Annotated in this window: 16 protein-coding genes; 15 read left to right on the top strand and 1 reads right to left on the bottom strand. The window is 38.8% G+C overall.

From position 1 onward, the window contains the following. Nucleotides 1-3: 3 nt before the first annotated feature. From sprA to tsaB, 15 genes are all read left to right on the top strand, one after another. Nucleotides 4-7,371, top strand: a complete 7,368-nt coding sequence (gene sprA, locus H4K35_RS01155; RefSeq protein WP_182625553.1) for a cell surface protein SprA — start codon at nt 4-6, stop codon at nt 7,369-7,371. A gap of 57 nt (nt 7,372-7,428) precedes the next feature. Then, complete coding sequence (gene gcvH, locus H4K35_RS01160) at nt 7,429-7,809, top strand: glycine cleavage system protein GcvH (protein ID WP_182625554.1); 381 nt, start codon at nt 7,429-7,431, stop codon at nt 7,807-7,809. A gap of 40 nt (nt 7,810-7,849) precedes the next feature. Then, nucleotides 7,850-8,185, top strand: coding sequence for a VanZ family protein (locus H4K35_RS01165; RefSeq protein WP_286466330.1), 336 nt, complete (start codon nt 7,850-7,852; stop codon nt 8,183-8,185). 47 nt (nt 8,186-8,232) lie between these two features. Further along, entirely contained in the window at nt 8,233-8,979 is a 747-nt protein-coding gene (deoC, locus tag H4K35_RS01170) for a deoxyribose-phosphate aldolase (RefSeq protein WP_182625556.1), read from the top strand. Between the two features lie 92 nt (nt 8,980-9,071). Continuing rightward, nucleotides 9,072-9,986 carry a heme o synthase gene (gene cyoE, locus H4K35_RS01175; RefSeq protein ID WP_182625557.1) on the top strand — a complete coding sequence of 305 codons (915 nt, stop codon included), beginning with the start codon at nt 9,072-9,074 and terminating at the stop codon, nt 9,984-9,986. A 15-nt stretch (nt 9,987-10,001) separates the two neighbouring features. Beyond that, on the top strand, nt 10,002-10,586 hold the full coding sequence (locus H4K35_RS01180) for a cytochrome c oxidase subunit 3 (RefSeq protein WP_182625558.1): 585 nt from the start codon (nt 10,002-10,004) through the stop codon (nt 10,584-10,586). Nucleotides 10,587-10,630: 44 nt separating this feature from the next. Then, a complete protein-coding gene (locus tag H4K35_RS01185) occupies nt 10,631-11,605 on the top strand; it encodes a cytochrome c oxidase subunit 3 (RefSeq protein WP_182625559.1) in 975 nt (324 codons plus the stop codon). A gap of 21 nt (nt 11,606-11,626) precedes the next feature. Next, the gene (locus H4K35_RS01190) at nt 11,627-11,986 is read left to right on the top strand and encodes a cytochrome C oxidase subunit IV family protein (protein WP_182625560.1); all 360 of its coding nucleotides are present in this window, start codon (nt 11,627-11,629) and stop codon (nt 11,984-11,986) included. A 112-nt stretch (nt 11,987-12,098) separates the two neighbouring features. Continuing rightward, on the top strand, nt 12,099-12,719 hold the full coding sequence (locus H4K35_RS01195) for a hypothetical protein (RefSeq protein ID WP_182625798.1): 621 nt from the start codon (nt 12,099-12,101) through the stop codon (nt 12,717-12,719). Between the two features lie 2 nt (nt 12,720-12,721). Next, entirely contained in the window at nt 12,722-13,345 is a 624-nt protein-coding gene (locus H4K35_RS01200) for an SCO family protein (protein ID WP_182625561.1), read from the top strand. Nucleotides 13,346-13,348: 3 nt separating this feature from the next. Next, nucleotides 13,349-13,894, top strand: coding sequence for a DUF420 domain-containing protein (locus H4K35_RS01205; protein ID WP_182625562.1), 546 nt, complete (start codon nt 13,349-13,351; stop codon nt 13,892-13,894). Between the two features lie 6 nt (nt 13,895-13,900). Further along, on the top strand, nt 13,901-14,125 hold the full coding sequence (locus tag H4K35_RS01210; RefSeq protein ID WP_182625563.1) for a hypothetical protein: 225 nt from the start codon (nt 13,901-13,903) through the stop codon (nt 14,123-14,125). Nucleotides 14,126-14,226: 101 nt separating this feature from the next. Further along, nucleotides 14,227-15,660: a TolC family protein gene (locus H4K35_RS01215; RefSeq protein ID WP_182625564.1), complete on the top strand. Its 1,434-nt coding sequence runs from the start codon at nt 14,227-14,229 to the stop codon at nt 15,658-15,660. Between the two features lie 3 nt (nt 15,661-15,663). After that, nucleotides 15,664-16,914, top strand: a complete 1,251-nt coding sequence (locus tag H4K35_RS01220) for an efflux RND transporter periplasmic adaptor subunit (RefSeq protein WP_182625565.1) — start codon at nt 15,664-15,666, stop codon at nt 16,912-16,914. Next, a complete protein-coding gene (gene tsaB, locus H4K35_RS01225; RefSeq protein ID WP_182625566.1) occupies nt 16,911-17,588 on the top strand; it encodes a tRNA (adenosine(37)-N6)-threonylcarbamoyltransferase complex dimerization subunit type 1 TsaB in 678 nt (225 codons plus the stop codon). Before H4K35_RS01220 ends, tsaB begins: the two co-directional genes overlap by 4 nt. A 4-nt stretch (nt 17,589-17,592) precedes the next feature. Here tsaB and H4K35_RS01230 read toward each other — a convergent pair whose 3' ends face one another. Further along, nucleotides 17,593-18,360 carry a mechanosensitive ion channel family protein gene (locus tag H4K35_RS01230; RefSeq protein WP_182625567.1) on the bottom strand — a complete coding sequence of 256 codons (768 nt, stop codon included), beginning with the start codon at nt 18,358-18,360 and terminating at the stop codon, nt 17,593-17,595. Between the last annotated feature and the right edge of the window lies 1 nt (nt 18,361).

The following is an 18,361-nucleotide window of genomic DNA, read 5'->3' on the forward strand; positions in this document are numbered from 1 at the left end:
GTCTTGGGAGGTTTCTTAGTTTTTCACCGTAAGCTGGCTTTCTGTTTACTTTTTATTTTGTGTGGAGTCTTACCTGGACTTGCACAGCCTGTGGTATTGGATCAAGCAAACGATTCTCTGCCTCAACCCGCTTATGATTTTGGCAATATCGAACTGCCAGATCCAGAAATTATCAAGGAATCTTATCGCTATGATCCACTAACGGATCAATATTACTATTCGAAAGTGGTGAGTGATTTCAATTTGAGTTTACCTCTTATTCTCACCCGTGCAGAATACGAAAAGATATTAATGCGCGCCGAAATGCGTCGCTATTTTGCCCTTAAATTCAACGCCGTTAATGGAACTTTAGATGATCCGCAGGCTCAACGCGATATGTTGCCGCGTTACTACGTCAACTCCAAACTGTTTTCTGGCATTTTTGGATCGAATGAAATCGATGTTAGACCTTCGGGATCGGTTGAGTTTGACATGGGAATTCGCCATACGAAGCAGGAAAACCCATTAATGTCCAGCCGAAATAGAAAGTCTACGACTTTCGACTTCGATCAGCGAATTAGTATGGGATTGCAAGGTATGGTTGGTACGCGATTGGCGGTGAATGCCAATTACGATACCCAAGCGAGTTTCGATTTTCAAAACATCATGAAGCTAGAATATAGCCCAGATGAAGATGATATTGTACAAAAAGTAGAAGTAGGTAACGTCAGTATGCCAATAAGCGGTTCTCTTATTCGAGGAGCGCAAAGCTTATTTGGGGTGAAAACAGAATTAAAATTCGGAAAAACAACCATTACTGGGGTATTTTCTGAGCAAAAATCTCAAACTACGTCCGTCAATGCAGAAGGTGGTGGAATGTTGGAGGATTTTGAATTGTACGCCTTAGATTACGATGAAGATCGCCACTTCTTCCTCTCTCAATACTTTAGAAGTAAGTATGATGAAGCCCTAAAAAATTACCCTTATATCAACTCACGTGTGCGTATTACCCGCGTTGAAGTCTGGGTGACCAATCGCTACAATCGCGTGAATCAAACTAACAACAACTTGAGAAATATCGTGGCGATTCAAGATTTAGGGGAAGGTTTTTTGCGCAATGTTAAACCGGAAAATATCTTCTCGCCTCGCGTGGATCCTGCAGCATTTGTGTTGAACAAAACTATTGATGCTCCCGTAGATAACAAAAATAACCAATACGACCCTGGAAAAATTGGCAGTAACTATCTGACACCTTCCATTCGAACATCGGGGATTGGTGGAAGCGGGTTTACCAATAACGTACAGGAAGGATTGGATTATGCCCGTTTGGAAAGTGCGAGAAAATTGAGTCCTAATGAATTTACCTTCCACCCGCAATTGGGTTATATCTCCCTTCAACAACGGTTGTCCAACGATGAAATACTAGCAGTTGCCTTCCAATATACCATTGGAGATAAAGTATATCAAGTAGGTGAATTTGGAACCGATGGAGGTAGTTCAAATGAGCAAACAAGTATTCCAGGGCAAACAGACCCAGAGGCACAGGTGCCTTTAGCGCAAGCTTTGGTCGTGAAAATGTTGAAGAGCTCCTTGACTTTAACGAGTGCGCCTGTTTGGAATTTGATGATGAAAAACATTTACCAAATTCCCAATGCGATGAATATCTCTCAAGACAAGTTTCGCTTTAATTTATTGTATACAGATCCGAGTCCGCTGAACTACATCAGTCAGGCGGGGGATGTTCCATTGCCAGAAGGAGTCGATCGTACACCGTTATTGAAAGTGTTTCACCTCGATCGCTTAGACTCATCCAACAACCCACAGAACGGAGGAGATGGATTTTTCGATTACTTGCCACAAGGAAGTGCAACTAATGGATTAGACCCATCAACAGGTAGTTTTGGCACGAACAACAGCGGTGGCTATGGTGGGAATAACTCCTATGGAGGGGGCTATGGCAATAACTCCAATCGAAATCAGTACAACAGCAACTCCTTTGATGGAATTACTATTGATGCCGTGAACGGGCGGATTATCTTTACTACTGTTGAGCCTTTCGGTTCGCATTTGTTTGATAAATTAAAAAATAAGGTAGATGAAGATTATGAAGTGTCTGCCTCTTATAACTCCAATCAAAAGAAATACGTATTCCGCGAATTGTATGCCAATACTAAATCATCGGCAATACGCAACCAAAGTAGCAAAAACAAGTTCCAATTAAAAGGGAAGTACTCAAGCGTTAGCGGACAAGGAATTCCTATTGGAGCATTTAATATTGCCCCGGGATCTGTAGTGGTTAATGCCGGTGGTCGAATTTTGTCAGAAGGCGTTGACTATACCGTTGACTATACCGGTGGTCGCGTGATGATTTTAGATGAAGCCCTATTGGCATCTAATACGCCAATTAATATTTCTGTTGAGAATAACACCATGTTTGGCCAACAAACGAAACGCTTTTTTGGATTGAATGTCGATCACCAATTCAACAAAGATTTTAAAATTGGCGGTACGTTTTTGCGCTTGTCTGAAAAGCCAATGACGCACAAATCGATGTATGGACAAGAATCTGTGAATAATACGATCTGGGGATTCAACACACAATATTCGACAGAAGTTCCCTTCTTGACTCGACTAGTAAATAAATTGCCCAATATTGATACTGATGTTGAATCGAGAGTGTCATTGCGTGGAGAATTTGCGTACTTACAACCAGGAACGTCGAAAAATGACCAAATGAATGGAGAAGCAACCGCGTATATTGACGACTTTGAAGGCGCTCAATCTCGCATCGATATTCGCTCTCCTTTGGCTTGGAAATTATCGAGTACACCAGTGGGCTTCTTTAAAAAAGATAGCGACACTTATGAAGATCCAAATCAGTTGCCGCAGTCTATAGAAGATGGGTTCCGTCGCGGAAAATTATCGTGGTACACCATTGATCCAACTTTTTATGTGGGAGCAAAACCTACCGGAGTTGGTGAACGCGATATGTCATCTAACAGAACTAGAAGAATCTATAGCGAAGAGTTATTCGCAACAAAAGATATTGCCTATGGAGAAAGTAGGGTGATCACGACCTTGGATATGACTTATTATCCTGCAGAACGCGGTCCATATAACTTTAATCCAACCTATCTCAATAGCAGTAAATCAACTACTCCACGCAAAAACTGGGGAGGGGTAATGCGCGGATTGGCAACGACGAACTTTGAACAGGCAAATATTGAATTTGTGGAATTTTGGATCCTCGATCCTTATGTAGGTAGAGCCAATGACGTGATGCCAGATCGAAATGATGGAGAATTGCGCTTGAACTTTGGATTCATTTCGGAAGATATTTTGCGCGATGGATATAAACAGTATGAAAATGGTTTGCCAGGAGTAGGAAGTACAGTAGCAACCATTGAAACAATTTGGGGTAAAGTTCCTGCAGCTCCTTCGCTAATTTATGCATTTGACGTAAATTCCGAAAGTCGACGCCTTCAAGATGTTGGATTGGACGGATTGAATGACGAAGAAGAGAAAATTAAATTCAAAGACTTTGCAGGGTTCCCTGATCCCGCTGCAGACAATTTTGTACACTACTTGGATGCAGAAGGAGGAATCTTAGAGCGATATAAAGATTATAACGGGTTAGAAGGAAACTCACCTGTCTCTGGAACTAGAGGTGGAAATAATCAACCCGATGCTGAAGATATTGATGGTGACAACACCATGAATACTATTGATGCTTATTTTGAATACGCCGTAAAAATTAAAGCCAATCCAGAAGTTGGTGAAAATTATGTAACTGATATTAGAAATACAACCGCTCAATTAGCTGACGGATCTGTGACCCCAGTTCGTTGGGTCCAATATAAAGTGCCAATTGACGAAAATGGAAAGAAAATTGGAATGATTGACGACTTTCGATCCATGCGTTTTATGCGTATGTATTTAACGGGATTTGAAAGCGATATTACCTTGCGTTTTGGAAGTTTGGATTTAGTGCGTTCAGATTGGAGAAGATATAATGCAAGCTTACAAAATGACAAAGACAACAACCCTTTGCCTTTACAAGCTAATACAGGTTTTGATGTTACCTCTGTTGGGGTGCAAGACAATTACGACAGAAAACCTATTCCTTACGTAGTGCCACCAGGAGTAAAACGCGAACAGTATTATGTTAATAATACCATTGTAGCACAAAATGAGCAATCGCTATCTTTAAAAGTATATCCTGTAGAAGCAGGAAAAACTCCAGATGGATTAGCCCCAGGTGATTCAAGAGGGGTGTATAAAAACTTTAATTTGGACCTTCGTCGCTATAATAAGTTGCGCATGTTTATTCACGCAGAAGCACTTGAAAATAGCGCTGTGCGTTTACGTGATGATGAAATGGTTGCCTTTATTCGTTTAGGAACAGATATTACGGATAACTTCTATCAAGTGGAAATTCCATTGAAAGTAACCAATCTAGGTGAGGCAAATCCCGATTTGATTTGGCCAGAAGCGAATGAATTGGAACTGCAATTAGAACTCTTAACTAAGTTGAAAGTTCTCTTTATGAATGAAGTTGGAAAACAAGAACGCTTAACGGATATTTTCTTTAAAGAAGAAGATGAATTGTCGAGTGGAGCTTCGCGACCAAATAAGTTGCGCTACGGAATAAAAGGAAATCCAAATCTCGGAAATGTACGAGTAATCATGATCGGTTTGCGCAATGACCTGGATCGCTATGGAGCAACGGGAGATTTAGCTGGTGAGTTTTGGTTTGATGAATTAAGAATGTCCGATATGGACAATCAAGGCGGATGGGTAGCTACCTTGAGTATGGATGCAAACTTAGCAGACTTCGCCAATATTTCGGCAACAGGAACAAAGCGAACCATCGGATTTGGTGGATTAGAACAAGGACCAAACCAAAGAAGTAAAGAAGATTTTAAATCCTATAGTATTGTAACCAATATGAATTTGGGGCAATTACTCCCGAAAGATTGGAGAATCAATTTGCCGTTTAATTACGCTATTAGTGAGGAGTTTATTACGCCTGAGTTTGATCCAGCTAATCCAGATGTAAAGCTGAAAACGATGAAGTCAGTTTCCCCATCTTCCGCTATGGCTGAAGAAATTGAAAAACGCGCAACGGATTATACCAAACGCAGAAGCATTAACTTCATTGGGGTGAATAAACAGAAAAACCCAGAAAGTAAAAAGAGAGTCTATGATATTGAAAATATCACCCTCTCACATTCCTATAATGAAGTGGTTCACCACGATTTTGAAGTGGAATCTATGATTGATCAGCAAACGCGTTCATCAGTAGATTATGCCTATAGTTTTGAAGCAAAACCAATAGAACCTTTCAAAAAAGTAAACTTTATGAAGGGAAGATATTGGCAAGTATTGAAGGATTTTAATTTCAATTATATGCCTTCTAACATCATGTTTAGCAGTAATATTATGCGTCAGTACAATAGACAACAATTCCGCTTAATTGACGTGGAAGGAATTGGTTTAGATCCCTTGTATAGACGTAACTATTACTTCAATTACAACTATGGATTCAATTTCGATTTGACCAAATCACTGCGTTTAAATTATGTAGGAGGAAGTAATAATATCGTTCGAAATTACTACGATAGTCAGTATAATATTATTGAAAGTAGCACCATTTGGGATGACTATTTTAATACAGGAGAACCGAATCAGTTCACGCAACAATTGACGTTGAACTATGATTTGCCATTGAATAAGATTCCATTCTTGTCTTTTGTTCGTTCTACCTATGCGTATACAGGAACATACAACTGGCAACGCGCTTCTGATGCTTTTAGTCATATTGAATTTGACGGAATTGAATACGGGCTAGGAAATACTATTCAGAACTCCCGCAACCAACAGTTGAATACTACCTTTAGCATGGAAACTTTGTATCGCTACGTTGGTTTAGTAAAGACCAATAAAGCCAAGCGTTCACCTGCGAAAAAAGCAGCGATTGTGCCGGGGCAAAAAGTGGTACAAACCAAAGGGGATGAAAAAGAAGGAGCAGGAACGGCATGGAAAGATTTTGCTATCGGTTTGTTAACCTCCGTAAAAACGATTCAGATTAACTATTCCGAAAATAGCAGTACTGTTTTACCAGGTTATATGCCAAGTGTTGGGTTCTTTGGAACTGCCAAACCAACGATGGGATTTGTTTTTGGAGATCAAGCAGACGTGAGATACCGTGCAGCAAATAGTGGTTATTTGACCGATTTTCCAGAGTTCAACCAAGAGTTTACACAAGTGACAAATAAAATGTTGAATTTTACTGCAAGTGTAAGCCCTATTCCAGATTTAACAATCGACGTGACAGGAAGGCGAATGAAGTCCGAAAACTACACGGAGCAATTCCAGGTAATTGACCGTGAATACCAATCGCAATCGCCATATAATTATGGGAATTTCAGTGTGTCAACCATTATGTTAGCTAGTGCATTCTCTAGTAATTCCCTTGAGTATTCAGCAGCTTTTGAAGAGATGAAAGAAAACCGTTTGATAATCGCAAATCGTTTAGCTACAGCTAGAGGAATAGATATCAACGATCCAAACAACTTAGATAAGGATGGGTTCCCAATTGGATATGGCAAAGGAAATCAAGAAGTGTTGTTACCTTCTTTCTTAGCCGCTTATACCGGTCAAGGCGCTGGTAAAGTTTCTACGAGTATGTTTAGAGATATTCCATTGCCAAACTGGAATATGCGCTATACGGGATTAATGCGCATTCCTTGGATTAAAGATAAATTTAGAAGATTCTCCCTACACCATGGCTATACGGCTACCTATGCTTTGGGATCATTTACCTCTAACTTTGAATATCAGGCTAATCCAGATGAGATTAATCAATACGGAAATTATCCAGCTGAAACGGTCGTTAATAACGCAATTTTAACTGAGCAATTTAATCCGTTAATCCGCTTTGATTTAGAGACCAAATCGGCAATTAAAATTTTGGCAGAAATCCGAAGAGACCGTACCTTAGCATTGAGTTTCGACAACAACCTCTTAACGGAGACCACAGGACACGATTACGTGATCGGATTGGGGTACCGCATTAAAAATGTCGGTTTCAACTCGATGTATGCTAACAATGGAATGGGAGGGCGTATTGAGAGTGATATCAATGTTAAAGTTGATTTAACTCTAAGCCAAAGAGAGACAATCGTACGTTATTTAGATTACAACAACAACCAAGTGGGTGGAGGACAAAATATGTGGAAGCTTTTGATTACAGCAGATTATATGTTGAGCAAAAATCTAACTGCCATTTTCTTCTACGATCACTCGTTTTCTAAAGCAGTTATTTCAACTATGTACCCTATAACAAATATTCGCACGGGACTGACTATGCGATATAGTTTTGGAAATTAGTTGAATTTGTTTCGAAATCTATAAGATTATTATACATTTGCTAAAAAATATTACAAAATGAATTTACCAGCTAATTTAAAGTACACAAAAGACCACGAGTGGGTAGCTATCGAAGGTGATATTGCTACAGTAGGTATTACAGATTTCGCTCAAAGAGAGTTAGGCGACATCGTATATGTTGAAGTAGAAACGTTAGATCAAACGTTAGATAAAGACGAAGTGTTTGGTACAGTTGAGGCTGTAAAAACAGTATCTGATTTATTTTTGCCTTTATCAGGAGAAGTAATTGAGTTCAATGAAGGGTTAGAAACAGAGCCAGAATTAGTTAACCAAGATCCTTATGGAGCTGGATGGATGATTAAAATTAAAATTGCTGATTCAAGCGAAGTAGATACTTTGTTGTCAGACGCTGAATATAAAGAATTAATTGGCGCGTAAGGTATACTTTCTTGCCGGTCTGTTGTGGACGTGTTTCATTGTGTATGCATGTCTAGCAGAAGCAAGCACTATCCCTAAAACGAGCTTTTTCAATATTCCAAATAGAGATAAAATTGCGCATTGCGCCTTTTATTTTGTTTTTTCACTGATCTGGTTTTTATTTCACAGTAAAAAAAATACAGATAGAAGGACAAAAAGAAGAATAGGAATAGTTATCTTTACTATTGCAACGTTCTTCGGTGGGTGTATCGAGTTATGTCAATACTATTTCACCAGTTCTAGAAGTGCTGAATGGGCAGATTTTTTTGCGAATTCTTTAGGAAGCGCAGTAGGAATTATATTTGGTTTATTTATAACAACGCATAAAAAAAAATAGAGCCCCAGTACTGGGGCTTTTTTTATTAATATAAAGTACTTACAACTATGAGAGATTTGAGAGAATTTATGGATTCTACGTATTTGAAAACTGCAGAACAAGCGGGTTTGTCTGAAGTGGAGAATAAAAGAGTAGTAACCCAACTGATTCAAGAAGCCATCGACGAGCATTTTAAATTGGCGATGATTCGACCAGAAGAAGTAAAAGAGGGTAGAGTATTAGTTGATCAGCACAACGCCAGTGTTTTAATAGGTACAGTTATCGACTTTCCTTTAGGTGACGGAGGATTAGAAGCAAAGTTAGCTGAGGCAAAACAAGCGGTTGCTGATGGCGCAGATGAATTGGACTTTGTTGTGGATTATAAGGCTTTTCAAAACGGTTTAATCGATCAAGTGAAGGAAGAGGTTAAAGTGTGTACAACGTATGGTTTACAAGCTGGAAAAGTGGTGAAATGGATTATTGAAGTCGCCGCCTTGTCCCACACTGATATCATTAAATTGACCACGCTGATCAAAAATGTAGTGTTGAGCAATTGCAAAGAAACAGATTACGACAAAGTATTCGTTAAATCATCTACTGGTTTTTTCAAAACAGAGGGCGGTAAACCCAACGGTGCAACTATGGATACCTTGGTTCTTATGCTCGAAAACGCAGGCCCACTACCTGTAAAAGCTGCTGGAGGTATTAGAGATCGTGAAACGGCTATTGAAATGATCACTTTAGGCGTTAAAAGATTGGGAACTTCTGCTGCAAAAGTTATTGTTGAGGGGACGGGAAGTACTGAAAATTACTAAAAGATTAAAATAAGTGAATATTCAAAGCTCTAACAGATGTTTATAGGTGTAGTTCTAAAAATTGGATTATATTTGCAACTCATTAAAAACAAATGAAAACAGCTTTGAATATTTCTTCTGAAAATAAACAATCGGTTTCTATCCTTAAGGAATTTAAAGAAATGACTAAGATGGGACTTGCCCTGAGCGTAGTGTTTTCCACTTTGGCAGGTTATGTTTTAGCAGTTCCGGATATTAGAAGCATCAATTATATGACCATTCTCGCTCTAGCAATAGGGGGATATTGTATGGTTGGAGCATCAAACGTGTACAATCAAATCATTGAACGCGACTTAGATGCAAAAATGAACCGCACGGCCAACAGACCGATCGCTTCAGGTCGAGTTAAGCCAACACCCGCTTTTATTCTAGCAGTGGTGCTCACACTTTTGGGAATTGCAATCTTATATGCTATTAACCCCAAAACGGCCATGTTTGGCGCCATCTCTATCTTTTTATATACAAGTGTTTATACGCCACTGAAAACCATCACGCCTTTATCGGTATTTGTCGGTGCTTTTCCAGGGGCAATTCCTTTTATGTTGGGATGGGTAGCGGAAACAAATAATTTCGGTATCGAAGCAGGAACCTTATTTTTAATCCAATTTTTCTGGCAATTTCCACATTTCTGGGCAATCGGATGGTTCTTGTATGATGACTATAATCGAGGGGGATTCTCGATGTTGCCAACAGGAAAAAAAGACAATAAAACACTAACGCAAATTATCTTATATACCATTTGGCTGATCATCGTTTCCATCTTCCCAGTGTTTAACGTGACAGGACGACTATACTTAACGCCGATCGCAGCTGGTTTGGTGTTGCTCGCTGGTATTTGGATGCTTACAGCAGCTGTAAAACTCTATAAGCAAAGAACAGATAAAGCCGCTCGTAGATTAATGCTAGTAAGTGTGACCTACATCTCGTTAATTCAGATTATTTACGTGTTAGATAAAATTTTACGATAGTTTATACAAATGAATATGGAAAATAGTATAGCGCAAGAACAGTATGAGAAAAAAGGCAAAGCATTAAAAGTAATGCTCTTGTTCGCCATTGGGAGTATTGCCATGGTGTTTGCTGGATTGACAAGTGCTTACGTAGTAAGTAAATCTAGACCTGATTGGTTGGCAGACTTCGTTTTGCCCGTTGACTTTACAATTAGTACCGTTGCTATTGTTATCAGTAGCTTAACAATGCATCTCGCTTTGAAAGCAACTAAAGACGGAGAGACGAAAAAAAGTACGATTTATTTAATTTCTACTTTGATTTTAGGTCTCTTATTCGTTTTTTTGCAATTCAAAGGATTTGGACAAGTAATTAGCGAAGGCTACTTCTTTACAGGAAGTGAGAGTACTATTACAACATCATTTTTATATGTCATTGTAATTGTGCATATTGCACACTTGTTTGGAGGGATGATTTCATTACTAGTAGTAATTTATAATCATTTTAAACAAAAGTATAATGCTGAGCAATTCGTTGGATTACAGCTATGTGCATGGTTTTGGCATTTCTTAGATTTGCTTTGGGTGTACTTGTTTTTGTTTTTTACATTCTTTAAATAGAAAATTTAAATTAAATTTGGGAACTTTATAACTAATAACTTTTTATGGGAGCGACAGTTACTACAGAAGCTACTGAAGTAAGAGGCGATGCAAGAGGGCCTCTAAACGTAAGCTACGGTAAAATGATGATGTGGTACTTCATATTATCAGATTCATTAACATTTTGTGGATTCCTTGTAGGATACGGTTTTACAAGATACAAGTTTGTTGATACTTGGCCGATTGCAGACGAGGTGTTCAATCACTTTCCTTTCTTACATGGTGTAGATGCACCAATGTACTATGTGGCCTTAATGACCTTTATTCTTATTTTCTCATCGGTAACTATGGTGTTAGCCGTTGATGCTGGTCATCAAATGAAGAGAAAAAAGGTGGCAACGTATATGTTTTTAACAATCTTAGGTGGTTTAGTGTTCGTTGGATCACAAGCTTGGGAGTGGAAAAACTTTATCACAGGAACATATGGCGCTGTAGAAACTAGAGGAGGATCAATCTTACAATTCGTTGGAGAAGATGGAAAGCAAATTGCATTAGCTGATTTCGCTATAGTAGATCCAAATAGAGGTGAAGCTACCTTAACAAGAGCAAAAGCAACATGGTTCGTAAACGGACCTAGTCAATCGACCTATTCGTTAGCTGAAGTTCAAGCTGGTTTTGACGCAAATCCAAATATTAGAATCCGTACACAAAAAACAACAGAAACAAAACACAAAGAAATTCTTACTAGAGAAGCTTCTGTTGAGCGTTTGAAAGATGCAGTCTTAGTTGTTGAAGGTGCAAACTTAATCCGCAACGAATACGGACATAAAACATTCGCTGATTTCTTCTTCTTTATTACTGGTTTCCACGGATTCCACGTTTGTACAGGTATCTTGATTAATATCATTATTTTCTTTAATGTATTGTTGGGAACTTACGACCGAAGAGGGTCATACGAAATGGTTGAAAAAGGAGGATTATATTGGCACTTCGTAGATTTAGTATGGGTGTTCGTATTTACATTCTTCTATTTAGTTTAATGATATAAAATAATATTTGATATGGCAGCAGAAACAACAGCACATCACTCAGGTGCAAAGAGAATCTGGACAGTATTCTTTATCTTATCCGCTATTACAATCGTAGAGGTTGTTCTCGGGATTTTTAAACCAGAAAGCATTCACCACGTGCACATCTTTGGATTGAGTTTGTTAAATTATATCTTCATTATTTTAACAATCTGGAAAGCGTATTATATCATGTGGGCATTCATGCACTTGGAACAAGAGAAAAAAGCATTTAGATGGACCGTAGCGGGAGTTTTAAGCTTCTTATGTGTTTATTTAATTACTTTGGTTTTGATTGAAGGAGATTATGTTTATGAAGTATTCCAAAACGCACAATATAAGTGGATATTTTAATAAGTTATTATAATTTAAAAGGCGGTTTATTAACCGCCTTTTTTTATTTTTGTCTAGCTATTTAATTTATTGTAAAGTGAAAAAATATATCATACTCGTTTTGCTCTTTGTCATGCCGATCTGTGCATACCTTTTTTTCGCTACCGGCGTTAATCAATTTCAACGATTACCAATCATCAGCGAAAATGTCAATGAATTGCCTATAGGTGAAACTTCACTTGGAAAGCAACCCGTTTTAGAAGGGCGTATTACTGTGCTAGGGTTTCCTGGGGGACATCTTTACCGTGACCGCGGTGATGCCTTTAATCTAAACCAAAAAATATACAACCGCTATAAAGACTTTGACGATTTTCAATTGGTCATGGTACTGCCAAAAGGCTCAGAAGCCGAAGCTAAAAAAGTCGTTGACGACTTGAGTCCTATTTCGGATATGTCCAACTGGAACTACCTATTCCTAGAACCCGCAGAAATCCAATCGTTCTACAATAGCCTCGGGCTCGTTGGTAAGCTAGATGACGATTTAGCGAGTATCAATGTATATATCATTGATAAAGATAGAAACCTTCGCGGTCGTAAAGGAAAAAACAAAGCTGGTGAAACCGAATACAAAGAGGGCTATTCTACTATTTCGGCTGCTGAGTTACACAACGATATGATGGATGATATGAAAGTAATTTTAGCGGAATACAGATTAGCACTAAAAAGATATAAACGCATTAATAAAGAAGAATAGAAATGAAGGATAAATCATATATATGGATTTCTTTAGTAGTACTGGTTTTTGGTATTTGGGCGGTGCCTAAAATCATTCAGAAATTCCAAAAATCCGACTTAGTTGTTATTGGACAAGCCCCTAGTTTTGAGCTTGTGAACCAAAACAATAAAACAATTGACAATGCAAGCTATAAAGGAAAGGTTTACGTGGTTGAATTTTTCTTTGCCAACTGTCCAACTATTTGTCCTATTATGAATCAAAATATGTTGAAGTTGCAAGATGCTTTCCGTCCTCATATGGACTTCGGTATTGCTTCAATTACGATTGATCCTAAAAATGATACTGTGGAAGCATTAAAAGCTCATGCAGATGAATTGGGTGTGAAGATTCCGCATTGGAATATGTTGACAGGTGACGCAAAGTACATTTACGACTTAGCCGCTAAATTCAACTTGTATACGGGAGTAAATCCTGATGCGCCTGGAGGATTTGAACATTCAGGACTCTTTGCTTTAATTGACAAAGAAGGAAATATTCGCTGTCGCGCCGACCAATATGGCAACCCAATCTTGTACTATGACGGAACTTCAGATGAGGGGGTGCAATGGATTAAAGAAGATATTAAATTATTGTTAGCAGAATAAGACATGGAAAATTACAAAGAATTAGAGCAGAAATACACAAAGTGGATTTGGATCTTATCTATCGCAATTCCAATCGTAGTGGCCATTTTGTTTGGAGTGAATTTGCAAAAGTTAGGCTATGATGTTCAACCATTGAGTTTTTTACCCCCTATATACGCTACAATTAACGGCATTACAGCAGTTTTATTGGTTTGGGCAGTAGCTGCTATCAAAAAAGGAAATAAAACGCTACACGAGCGTTTAATTAAATTGTGTATTGGGTGTTCGATCGCTTTCTTAGCTATGTATGTTGCCTACCACATGACCTCTATCGAAACCAAATACGGAGGAGAAGGATGGATGCGTTATGCGTACTTCTTTATCTTGATTAGCCATATATTGCTGTCGATTATTATTATCCCCTTTGTTCTCGTTACGTTTGTACGTGGTATATCGGGTTCTTACCAACGCCACAAGAAACTTGCACGCATTACCTACCCCATGTGGTTGTATGTCGCTGTAACAGGGGTGATTGTGTATTTGATGATTTCTCCATACTACGTAAACTAAACGACAATGAAAAAAATTGGACTATTACTTACATTCTTTATGCTCGCTTCCGTTCAAACTGCAACAGCACAATGTGCCATGTGTAGAGCAGTTCTCGAAACTGAAGACGGTGGAGTAAAAGCAGAAGCCGTAAATAACGGTATTGTGTACTTGATGATATTTCCCTATTTACTCGTTGGATTTGCTTTGTACTTTAGCTACAAAATCTATAAAAAACAGAAAACTAAATAGGATTCAATATAGTAAACCGCCTACACAGGCGGTTTTTTTATTACCTTTAATGTAACATAAAGGCCAATTATACGTCTTATGGTTTATATAATTAACTTGCAATGAAGTCAATAAAAATTTACGGTTCTCTTTTGTTTTTTATGCTGAACTTGTCTGTCGAGGCACAGGATAAAAAATGGACGTTGGATGCTTGTATTCAACATGCCATTGACCACAACATTAGCGTAAAGCAAATCGAAATTAACGAACAAAACAAAAGTGTGAATCTCGATTTAGCGAAATACGATTTCCTTCCGGTTGTCAGCGCTAACAGCAATCACTCCTGGACCTTGATCGATCAGGCTGACGTACAATCGGGAATCATCAGTCAACGTACCCTACAAGAAACTACCGTTGGGCTGAATATTGGCATTGACATTGTTGACGGATTACAGAAGCAAAAAAAATTAGCAAAAGCGCGATTGGAACACCTAGCTTCCATCTACAGTGTTCAAAAGGTCAAGGAAGACATCGCCTTATCTGTAATTAATTCCTACTTGCAAATTATTTTCAATAAAGAGTTGGTTTACACCAATCAAGCCCAATTAGACTACGATAAAGCCGAAGAGACCCGCGTGCAAGAGTTGGTGGCTGCAGGTGTTGTACCAGCCGGGGATTTGTTGGATGTCAAAGCTACTGTAGCTTCGTCTACCCAACGGCTAATCAGTGCTGAAAACGAGCTGATCATTGCCAAACTCAATTTAGCCCAACTGTTGCAAATTCGAGACTACGCGAACTTTGATGTAATCGATTCGGATTATCCAATCAACGAATCCGAATTGATGATGTATACGCCAGAAGACATTACCTTGCGTGCCTTCGAATCTTTAACCAACATCAAAACAGCCGAAGTCAATGTTGCATTAGCAGAGAAAAACGTTCAAATCAGCAAAGGAGCTTATTACCCTAAGCTGACGGGGTTTTACAACTTTGGGTCTAATGTTCGCTACCAAGATCGAATCGTGGGCAGTGTAGCTACAGGTCGCTTGGATCAGGTGGGCTTTGTAGAAGGATCAGGACAACGTGTAATGCGAGAAGGACAAATGACAGTGTACGGCGGACCAGAATCGTTTTTTAGTCAATTGGATCACAATAAAAATTCTACCTTTGGCTTGAGCCTAAGTATTCCTATTTTCAATGGGATGAAGGCGAGAAAAACTGTGAAACTCAATCAATTGGCATTGGAGCAAATGCAGTATGAAAAAGAAGCAGAAGAGCTCAAATTGGAACAACTGGTTTTCAAAGCCTATACCGATACCAAAAGTTCCTTTCAGTCCTATGAAGCAAGTGTTGTAACCTTGGAATCGCGTGAAAAATCACTGGAGTACGCTAGAGAACGGTATGCTGTGGGCTTGATCAATATCTTCGAACTAAATCAAAATCAAAATTTATATGTAACGGCACAATCTAATTTGCTCAAAGCAAAGTACGATTACATTTTTAAAAATAGAATATTAGAATACTACTTTGGCGTACCGTTGTTTAAAAGTAATTAAGTTATGAAAAAAAAATACATATTTATCGTTTTAGCACTTGTAGTTGGGATCTTTATTGTGCTGAAGTTCTTTACAGGTAAGGATGATGCTACAGTTGTTGAACTGACAACGGTCGATCAGATTAACTTGGTGGAGACCGTTTCGGGTACGGGAAAAATTCAGCCAGAAATTGAGATTAAAATAACACCAGAAGTATCTGGAGAAATCATAAATTTGCCAGTCAAAGAAGGACAGGTTGTCAACAAAGGCGATTTACTCGTGGTGATTAATCCCAATTTATATGAATCTAATTTGGATCGTATGGTAGCGATGTTGTCAACTAGCAAGGCTGGTCTAGAACAAGCAGAAGCCCAATTGAAAGAGACCAAAGCGCTGTATGCGCGAAATAAAACCCTTTTTGAAAAAGGCGTTATTTCAGGGTCTGAGTGGGATCAAGTCGTTCGGTCATATGAAGTGGCAAAAGCCAGTAAGAATTCGGCTTATTACAACGTAGAAAGTTCAAGAGCAGCTGTGGAAGAAGCAAAAGTAAATTTGTTGAAAACCACAATTTACGCGCCAAGTTCAGGTACGATTTCTCGTGTGGATGTCGAACTAGGAGAGCGCGTACTAGGAACACAGCAGATGGCGGGAACAGAATTGTTGCGCGTTGCGAATTTGAACAGCATGGAGGTGGAAGTAAACATCAACGAAAACGACATTGTCAAAGTCAAAGTAGGGGATCAAACGAACATCAATGTCGATGCTTTTTTGAAGAAAGAATTTAAAGGGGTGGTGACGAGTATTTCCAACTCTGCATCTAATCAAACCTTGTCTGCGGATCAAGTGACGACGTTTAAAGTCAAAATCAAAATTCTACGCGAGTCATATGAAGATTTACTCGATGGAAAAATGGAAGACTATTCGCCATTTCGTCCGGGGATGACAGCAGCAGTGGATATTGTTACCAATCAAAAGAACAAGGTAATCGCAGCGCCAATTAGTGCATTAGTCATGCGAACGCCAAGTGATACGCTGGTAGGCGAAACAAGCAACACCGTTGTACAATCAACTGAGGTGCTCAGAGAAGCTGTGTTTGTGGAGTCAGCAGGTGTTGCCAAATTGCGCTTTGTGAAAACCGGAATCCAAGACGATAAAAATATTGAAATTGTGCAAGGGTTGAAAAAAGGAGATGTCATTATCACAGGGCCTTATTCTGTAGTAAGTAAAACGCTGAAGCACAACGATAAAATTAAGAAAGAAGAAACAAAAGAATGATTGTACTATTGAATATAGAGACAGCAACGAAAAATTGTTCCGTCTCTTTGTCTGTAGACGGTACGCCAGTTGGTGTTAAAGAAATAGCAGAAGAGCATTTTTCGCATGCCGAAAAATTACATGTATTTATTGAAGCTCTGTTGAAAGAAAACGGGTTTCAAATGAAGGACCTATCGGCGATTGCCGTGAGTCAAGGACCTGGATCGTATACGGGATTGCGCATCGGGGTTTCATCCGTCAAAGGTTTGTGCTATGGCTTGTCTATTCCGATGATTGCCCTAGATACGTTGCAAATTTTAGCCAAGCAATTGCAAGTGACAAGCGGATGGATTATTCCAATGATAGATGCAAGGCGAATGGAAGTGTTTTGCGCGACGTTCTCCCATGACGGCAACCTAGTTAAGGCAATTGAAGCAAAAGTGGTTGATGAGTCTTCTTTTGGCGAATTGAAAGGTGATACACCTGTCTACTTCATCGGTGATGGAGCAATGAAATGTGCGGAAGTACTGCAAGCACCGAATTTTCATTTTTGCGAAGCTGTTGTTTACCCTTCAGCAAAAGAAATGGTCGGTTTGAGTTACCAAAAATACCTCGACCAAGATTTTGTCGATGTCGCTTATTTTGAGCCGTATTATCTGAAAGATTTTGTTTTGCCCGCGAAAAAACAGAAATAAGTGATTATAATTGATCACTTATTTCTCTTGCTTTCAATAAAATAAAAGAATTTACAGCCGTAAAATTATCATTGTCCACCCAAACTTGAACCACATAAGTAATCTTCGTATCGAGGAGTTCTTTGATGAGAACCCGTGGTTTGGGTTGAGACAAAATCTTGTCATTCGCTTGGAGTGCATCCAACAATTGAGCTATAAAATCATTGGTATTTTTCGCTAGATTAGTCTGTACCAAAACTTCTGATCTCCTCAAGTTATTTTGAGAGATATTCTTGATTTTACTGTTGGACAACACCCCGTTGGGAATGTAAATCACATTGTTTTGATAGTTGACAATTTGGGTGGAAAAGATGTGAATACTCAGCACTTTTCCCGCTTCACCTTGGGCTTCAATGATGTCGCCAATGCGAAAGGGTTTAAAGAGAATAATCAAAACACCCCCGGCAAAATTACTCAAAGATCCCTGTAAGGATAGTCCAATGGCTAAGCTCATTGCTCCGATGATCGCAACAAAAGAGCTGGTTTGGATTCCCAATTTCGAGGCGATGATGACGAAGAGCAAAATGCGAAACCCCCATAGTAATGCGTCAAGGATAAAGCTGTTAAAAGTTGGGTCAATATTGCGCTTAGTAAGGATTCGCTTCGCTATTTTTTGCGATAACTTAATCACCCATAGTCCCAAGGCTAGAATCAACAAAGCTGTTACAATTTGAGGGATATATGCAATGGTGTTTTCGATATATGAGGTCAATAAATGATCAAATTTTTCCATA

This window comes from Myroides sp. NP-2, from assembly GCF_014145665.1.
Lineage (GTDB): Bacteria > Bacteroidota > Bacteroidia > Flavobacteriales > Flavobacteriaceae > Flavobacterium.